Source organism: Mycobacterium sp., assembly GCF_049278535.1.
Lineage (GTDB): Bacteria > Actinomycetota > Actinomycetes > Mycobacteriales > Mycobacteriaceae > Mycobacterium.
In genome coordinates, this window is sequence record NZ_JBAPMI010000377.1 from 1 (window position 1) to 6,328 (window position 6,328).

General features: G+C 65.5%; 8 protein-coding genes. 5 read left to right on the forward strand and 3 right to left on the reverse strand.

What is annotated here, in order from left to right; genetic code table 11:
- Positions 1–406, reverse strand: a 406-nt coding sequence (locus WAO18_RS24460) for a polyprenyl synthetase family protein (RefSeq protein WP_422208818.1), incomplete at its 3' end; no start/stop codon positions are given.
- A 250-nt stretch (positions 407–656) separates the two neighbouring features.
- Here WAO18_RS24460 and WAO18_RS24465 point away from each other — a divergent pair.
- The gene (locus tag WAO18_RS24465) at positions 657–1,547 is read left to right on the forward strand and encodes a mycobacterial-type methylenetetrahydrofolate reductase (RefSeq protein WP_422208812.1); all 891 of its coding nucleotides are present in this window, start codon (positions 657–659) and stop codon (positions 1,545–1,547) included.
- Between the two features lie 19 nt (positions 1,548–1,566).
- Here the strand turns inward: WAO18_RS24465 and WAO18_RS24470 are convergent, their stop codons facing one another.
- Together WAO18_RS24470 and WAO18_RS24475 are read right to left on the reverse strand one after the other, a co-directional pair.
- A complete protein-coding gene (locus tag WAO18_RS24470) occupies positions 1,567–2,253 on the reverse strand; it encodes an LppM family (lipo)protein (RefSeq protein WP_422208819.1) in 687 nt (228 codons plus the stop codon).
- A 76-nt stretch (positions 2,254–2,329) separates the two neighbouring features.
- Complete coding sequence (locus WAO18_RS24475; RefSeq protein ID WP_422208813.1) at positions 2,330–2,929, reverse strand: GNAT family N-acetyltransferase; 600 nt, start codon at positions 2,927–2,929, stop codon at positions 2,330–2,332.
- 216 nt (positions 2,930–3,145) lie between these two features.
- On the opposite strand from WAO18_RS24475, the gene WAO18_RS24480 reads away from it, so the two are divergent.
- From WAO18_RS24480 to WAO18_RS24495, 4 genes are all read left to right on the forward strand, one after another.
- Positions 3,146–3,547 carry a DUF3040 domain-containing protein gene (locus tag WAO18_RS24480; protein WP_422208814.1) on the forward strand — a complete coding sequence of 134 codons (402 nt, stop codon included), beginning with the start codon at positions 3,146–3,148 and terminating at the stop codon, positions 3,545–3,547.
- 290 nt (positions 3,548–3,837) lie between these two features.
- On the forward strand, positions 3,838–4,269 hold the full coding sequence (gene mraZ / locus WAO18_RS24485; RefSeq protein ID WP_422208815.1) for a division/cell wall cluster transcriptional repressor MraZ: 432 nt from the start codon (positions 3,838–3,840) through the stop codon (positions 4,267–4,269).
- A complete protein-coding gene (gene rsmH, locus WAO18_RS24490) occupies positions 4,244–5,407 on the forward strand; it encodes a 16S rRNA (cytosine(1402)-N(4))-methyltransferase RsmH (protein WP_422208816.1) in 1,164 nt (387 codons plus the stop codon). The genes mraZ and rsmH overlap by 26 nt, the downstream gene beginning before the upstream one ends.
- A partial coding sequence (locus WAO18_RS24495) for a hypothetical protein (RefSeq protein WP_422208817.1) occupies positions 5,404–6,328 on the forward strand: 925 nt, incomplete at its 3' end. The genes rsmH and WAO18_RS24495, both read left to right, overlap by 4 nt.

A 6,328-nucleotide genomic window follows, 5' to 3' on the forward strand; every position in this document is an offset into this window, starting at 1 on the left:
CGGCCCATGCCAGCGCCAGATCACCCAGCAGGATCGCCGCCGAGGTGCCGAACTGGTCCGCCGATCCACGCCACTGACGGTCGCGATGCAGGGCGGCGAACTGGACGTGTGTGGTCGGTCGGCCGCGCCGAGTCGCCGAGTTGTCGATCACGTCATCGTGCACCAGCGCCGAGGCATGCAGCAGTTCCAGCGCCGCGAACAACAGCAATGGCTGCTCGCCGGCGTCATCGCTCGACACCGCGCGCCAGCCCCAATACGCGAAGGCCGGGCGCAGCCGCTTGCCACCGCTGAGGACGAACTCCTCCAGGCCGGCGATCAGGACGGCATAGTCGCTTCCGATATAGGCGACATCCGCCCGGCGGTCGCGCAAATACCTGCGCAACTGGTCAGTGACGGCGTCAGCCAGCTCAATGGTTGCCGCTGCTTCTACGCTCAGCGCGACACCTCTTCCCGGTCCCTTGAGATCATGGCCCGCCAAGTCTATTCGGCGCCGCGCTGTCCAGCGGGTTTTGCCTCCCTCAGGCGCAGCGGTGGCAGTTGCTTCGACAACCTCTTTATCTGCCACCTATGCTTTCGTGGTTGCATGGCCGGACGTTGGTTCGCAGCATCTGATCTGCTGCGGCGGGGGAACTGATCGTTGAATGAGGAGCAGCTCGTTGACTTTGAACACGATCGCGCTCGAGGTGGTGCCGCCCAACGTAGATCGAGGGCCGGAGCAGGCGCTCGAAGAGGCCCACAAGGTGCTCGAGCTGTCCGCCAAATCCGGCATCGAAGGGCAGATCGGGCACGTGATGATGCCGGGGTTGATCGAAGAGGAGGACGACCGGCCGGTCGAGATGAAGCCGAAGCTCGACGTTCTCGACTTCTGGTCGATCATCAAACCGGAGTTGCCCGGGGTGCGCGGATTGTGTAGCCAGGTTACGGCTTTCATGGATGAGCCGGTCTTGCGTCAGCGGCTCGGCGATCTGGTCGGTTCGGGGATCGACGGCATCGTATTCGTCGGGGTTCCGCGAACCATGGTCGACGGTGAGGGTTCCGGCGTCGCGCCTACCGACGCCTTGTCGATCTTTCAGGAGCTGGTGAAAAACCGCGGCGTGATCCTGATCCCGACGCGGGATGGTGAAGTAGGCCGGCTGAATTTCAAGTGCGATCAGGGTGCCACGTTCGCACAGACGCAGTTGCTGTATTCGGATGCGATCGTGGGGTACTTGACCGAGTTCGCCAAGAAGACCGACCACCGGCCGGAGATCCTGTTGGGTTTCGGGTTCGTACCGAAAGTCGAGGAGAGGGTCGGTTTCATCAACTGGCTCATCCAGGACCCGGGCAACGCCGCCGTGGCCGAGGAGCAGGCGTTCGTCAAAACCTTGGCGAATACCGAACCGGCGCAGCGCCGCAAGCTGACCCTCGATCTGTACAAGCGGGTGATCGACGGTGTCGCCGGCTTGGGTTATCCGCTGAGCCTCCATCTCGAGGCCACCTACGGCAACTCCGCGCCGGCGTTCGATACGTTCGCCGAGATGCTGGACTACTGGTCGCCGGCGCGCTGAGCAGCGCTGCCGGCGCCGGTCAGTTGGACGGCGGGTCGCTCGGTTCGGCGACCCGAGGCGAGCGATCGCGGGTGTACCAGGCCAGCAGCGCAACCGCGCCGGCTACCGCGATCGACGCCAGAGCCAGCCACAACGCGGCACCCTGGAATGAGCGGGTGCTCGGGTCGGTGTAGCGGGCTTGAGCAGTCAGGAGGCTGACCACGCCGGGCTTGAGTTTCCACTGAACGGTCTGCTCGTCGACGCGCTCACCGTTGGTAGAGGTCACCGATCCGGGGAAGGCGACGGACAGCTCTACGTCCGCCTCTGGGTCGGTCAACGACGTCAAGTCCGCGCGCCCCTCGAGGATCACCAGATCGCCGGCCCTGCGCAGCGACAGGTTCACCCCTTGGGCGTCGGAGTTCATGTGGGCAAGCTCCGGCAGTTCAGCGAAGGTCAGATCGGAAAACGTGGCCTGTGAACCCACGTAGCCGTCGCGGTCGTATTTGGAAACGGCGACCTTCTGACTGAACGCCAGGTTGGGATCCAACTGCGGACCGGCGTCTTTGTCGTTGCGAGGCTTCGCCGCCGCGACGATGTCTCCGGAAACCAGGTCGTCAGGGGAGATGGTGATGGACGCCTTGATTCGAACGCAGCCGGCCAGCAGCGGTATCGCCAGCAGCAGCATCGTCAATGCGGTCAGGCGACGCCGGGCTGCCGGGGTGCTCATGAAACCCCGGGACGAGAGCTGTATACCGCTGGCGGGCACCAGGTCATCGTGCCAGACCGGGTCGGAACCGGGGCGACTACAGCGGCAGCTTGCGGCCCAGAATCGCGAATGCCCGTGGGTCACCGGTGAAGTGGTAGCCGCGGATGATGTCGAGAAAGCCCAACCGCCGATAGAGCCGCCAGGCGCGATTCGCCTCACCGTTGGTCTCCGGGGTCGACAGCAGCACGTTGGCTTCACCGCGCTCGGAGAGCAGCCGGCGGGCCAGTGCCTCGCCGAGGCCGCGGCCCTGTGCACGGGGATGAATGTGCAACTCGGTCAACTCGAAGTAGCTGGACATCAGCTCGATGATCTCCGGGCCGGGTAAGCCGCTGCGCTGCAAGCCGGCCACGACCTGCTGTTGCCACCACTGATCGGGCGCGCCACAGTAGCCGTAGGCCACGCCCAGCAGGGGCGCGTCGCTCAGCTCGTCAGATGCCGGGGTGGCCCCGGCCGGCGAATCGACTTCCACAGCTGCCACCGCCTGCCAACCGCGTCGCCGGGTGTGCTCGAGCCACATGGCGGCGCGCTGATTCTCGGTACCCGGCGGATAGCGCATCGCGTCGACATAGACACCCAGGGCATCGGAAAGGCGCCGCTGCATATCGTGTGGCGGCAGGTTGATGAGGAATGTCGCCAACGTGCGGTCTCCTCGTCAGTCGTCCAGTGCGGTGGGCCATCCCATTATCGTGGGCGGCGGCAGCGCGTCGATCGCGGACCGGCCGGGATTACAATCAGCGGGCGAAGCGGTGGTAACGGGCAGATTGACCTCGTATCATTCCTATTAGTTGCCCCCGCGGCAGACACCAGCGTGCTATCGGTATTAACGTGACAGGTTTTCGGCAAGGAGGGACGAATGCCACTCTCCGACCATGAGCAGCGGATGCTTGACCAGATCGAGAGCGCTCTCTATGCCGAGGACCCTAAATTCGCCTCGAGCGTTCGCGGAGGCGGATTGCGCGCCCCGACGGCGCGGCGACGTTTGCAGGGCGCCGGGCTGTTTGTGCTCGGACTGGCGATGCTGGTTTCCGGAGTGGCGTTTAAGGCCACCATGATCGGAACATTCCCGGCCCTGTCTGTGCTCGGTTTCATCGTGATGTTCGGCGGTGTCGTGTTTGCCATCACCGGTCCGCGGCTCGCGGGGCGGGGGGAGCGTCCCGGACCCGCGCCGGCCGCACGCCAGCGCCGCGGTAAGGGCGCCGGTGGCTCGTTCACCAGCCGGATGGAAGACCGGTTCCGCCGCCGCTTCGAGGAGTAAATTTCGCGGCGCAATGGGCAGCTACTGGCTGCCCTTTTTTGTGTCCGCCGGCGCAGCTCTGACCGGCAATGCGTGCTGAGATGCCCCACTACGCCCCACCGCAGGGATAACCGCAGCTCACATGGCAATTTCTCGTGTCGCTCCGGTACTCGCTTGATCGTCGCACTCTGACTCAGTGGCCAAGAACCTGCTGAAACGACATCAATCGGTGACATACGTGTCGTTAAATGGAGCGAAGTGGGGGAGTGTGGGGTATCGTGGCGGAAGTCGAAAGGCATGGAGGTGGCCAGATGTTTCTGGGCACCTACACGCCAAAGCTCGACGACAAGGGGCGGCTCACGTTGCCCGCCAAGTTCCGCGATGCGCTGGCAGGAGGGTTGATGGTCACGAAGAGCCAGGACCACAGCCTCGCTGTCTATCCACGAGAGGCGTTCGAAGATCTTGCCCGCAAAGCCAGTCAGACTTCGAGAAGCAACCCGGACGCCAGGGCATTCCTGCGCAACCTGGCCGCCGGCACCGACGAACAGCATCCCGACGCCCAGGGCCGAATCACCTTGTCGGCTGATCACCGCCGCTACGCGGGCCTGGCCAAGGACTGCGTGGTGATCGGATCGATTGAATACCTGGAGATCTGGGACGCGCTGGCCTGGCAGCAGTATCAAGAGACCCACGAAGAGAACTTCTCCGCGGCCAGCGATGAAGCACTCGGCAACATTATTTAAGGCGCGTGCCCGTGCATCGTGGCCTCTGTCCGAACCGACCCTGACGTACTTCCCCAACGCCAGGTTCGTGCCATCGGACAGGGACCTCGATGCAAGGGGCCGCCGAGTCGTCTCTGCGGCCACTCGTCGGGAAGGTGTTGTCATGCCTGACGCCACTGGCGGATTCGGCCACGCGCCCGTGCTGCTCGACCGGTGCTTCGACTTACTCCACCCCGCATTGACGCGCCAGGATCCCGACGGATCGGGCGCGGTTCTCGTTGACGCGACCATCGGTGCCGGTGGGCACGCGGAGCGATTCCTCACCGAACTGCCCGGACTACACCTCGTCGGTGTCGACCGCGACCCAACCGCACTGGACATCGTCCGCGCACGGTTATCGCGTTTTGCCGACCGGCTCACCCTGGTGCAGACCCGGTATGACGGGATCGGCACGGCGCTGGCCGAATCGGGCTATGGCTCGACCGAATCCGTCGACGGCATACTTTTCGATCTGGGCGTCTCGTCGATGCAGCTGGACCGCACCGAGCGAGGGTTCTCCTATGCCCACGACGCGCCGCTGGACATGCGGATGGACCCCACCTCAGCGCTCACCGCGGCCGAGATCGTCAACACCTACGACGGGTCCGCGCTGGCCGACATCCTGCGCCGTTACGGCGAGGAAAAACTGGCCCGCCGCATCGCAACCCACATCGTCCGGCGTCGCGCACGCGCGCCGTTCACCTCCACCGGCGAACTGGTAGAGGTTATTTACCAAGCGGTTCCGGCACCAGCCCGGCGCACCGGCGGTCATCCGGCAAAGCGGACGTTCCAGGCCTTGCGTATCGCGGTCAACAGCGAACTGGATGCGTTGCGCGACGCGCTACCGCCGGCACTGAACGCCCTGACAGTCGGCGGCCGCATTGTGGTGATGGCCTATCAGTCGCTGGAGGACCGCATCGTCAAGCGGATGTTCTCCGAAGTCAGCACGTCCAGCACACCGTCCGACCTGCCCGTCGAATTGCCCGGGCATGCACCGAAATTCACCTTGCTGACGCGTGGCGCTGAACGTGCCGATCACGTCGAGATCGAGCAGAACCCGCGCAGTGCCGCGGTGCGTCTGCGTGCCCTGCAACGTGTGGAATCGGAGGGAGGCCCATGAAGGCCAAGCGCGACGAGCAACCGCCCCGCGCCGATGATCGGCGTCGGGGGCAGAAGAGTGCTTCCCGGGCCGCTGGGCGTCGAGCAGCCGAGTCGACCGTCGCGCGCCGTACCCGTCCGCGGGCCGGAAAGGCTACCGCGCCGGCCCGTGAGCCACGCATGTCGCGATCGGCGCCGCAGACTTCGCCGACAGCGCGGCCCGTCGATCGTCCAGCCCGGCCAAAGAACGCCACCCAGGCCAAGGCGCGGGCGAAGGCCCGGAAAGCCAAGAAGCCCAAGGTTGTTCGACTCCCGCTGCGGGAACGTCTATTCAATCGGCTGACATCGATTGACCTTCGCCCCCAAACGTTGGCGGCCAAGGTCCCGTTCGTCGTGTTGGTCATCGGTTCGCTCGGCGCTGGACTAGGTCTGACGTTATGGCTGTCCACTGACGCCGCCGAGCGCTCCTACCAACTGGGCAGCGCCCGTCAGCGCACCGAGTTGCTCCAGCAGCAAAAAGAAGCGCTCGAACGCGACGTCCAAGAGGCACAGGCCGCTCCGGCGTTGGCTGAGGCGGCGCGCGGCCTGGGAATGATTCCGACCCGGGACACCGCCCATCTGGTTCAGGACCCCGCGGGGAATTGGGTAGTGGTGGGTACGCCAAAGCCGGCGCAAGGGGTTCCACCACCGCCGCTGAACAGCAAGCTGCCCGACGAACGGCCGGCGCCGCCGCAGTCTCCGCCGGCGAATGCGGTCGAGGTGCCGTCACGGGTGCTGCCCGGAAGCGGCGCTCCGACCGTCCCGCTGGCACCCGGTCCCGACGCCATGGTCCGCACCCCCGACGGTGCCACCACGCTTGGCACCGAGCACCTTCCGGTGCCCGACGGCCCGCTTCCCCTGCCGGGCGCGGGACCGGCACCCTTGCCGGGACTTTCGCCGGCAC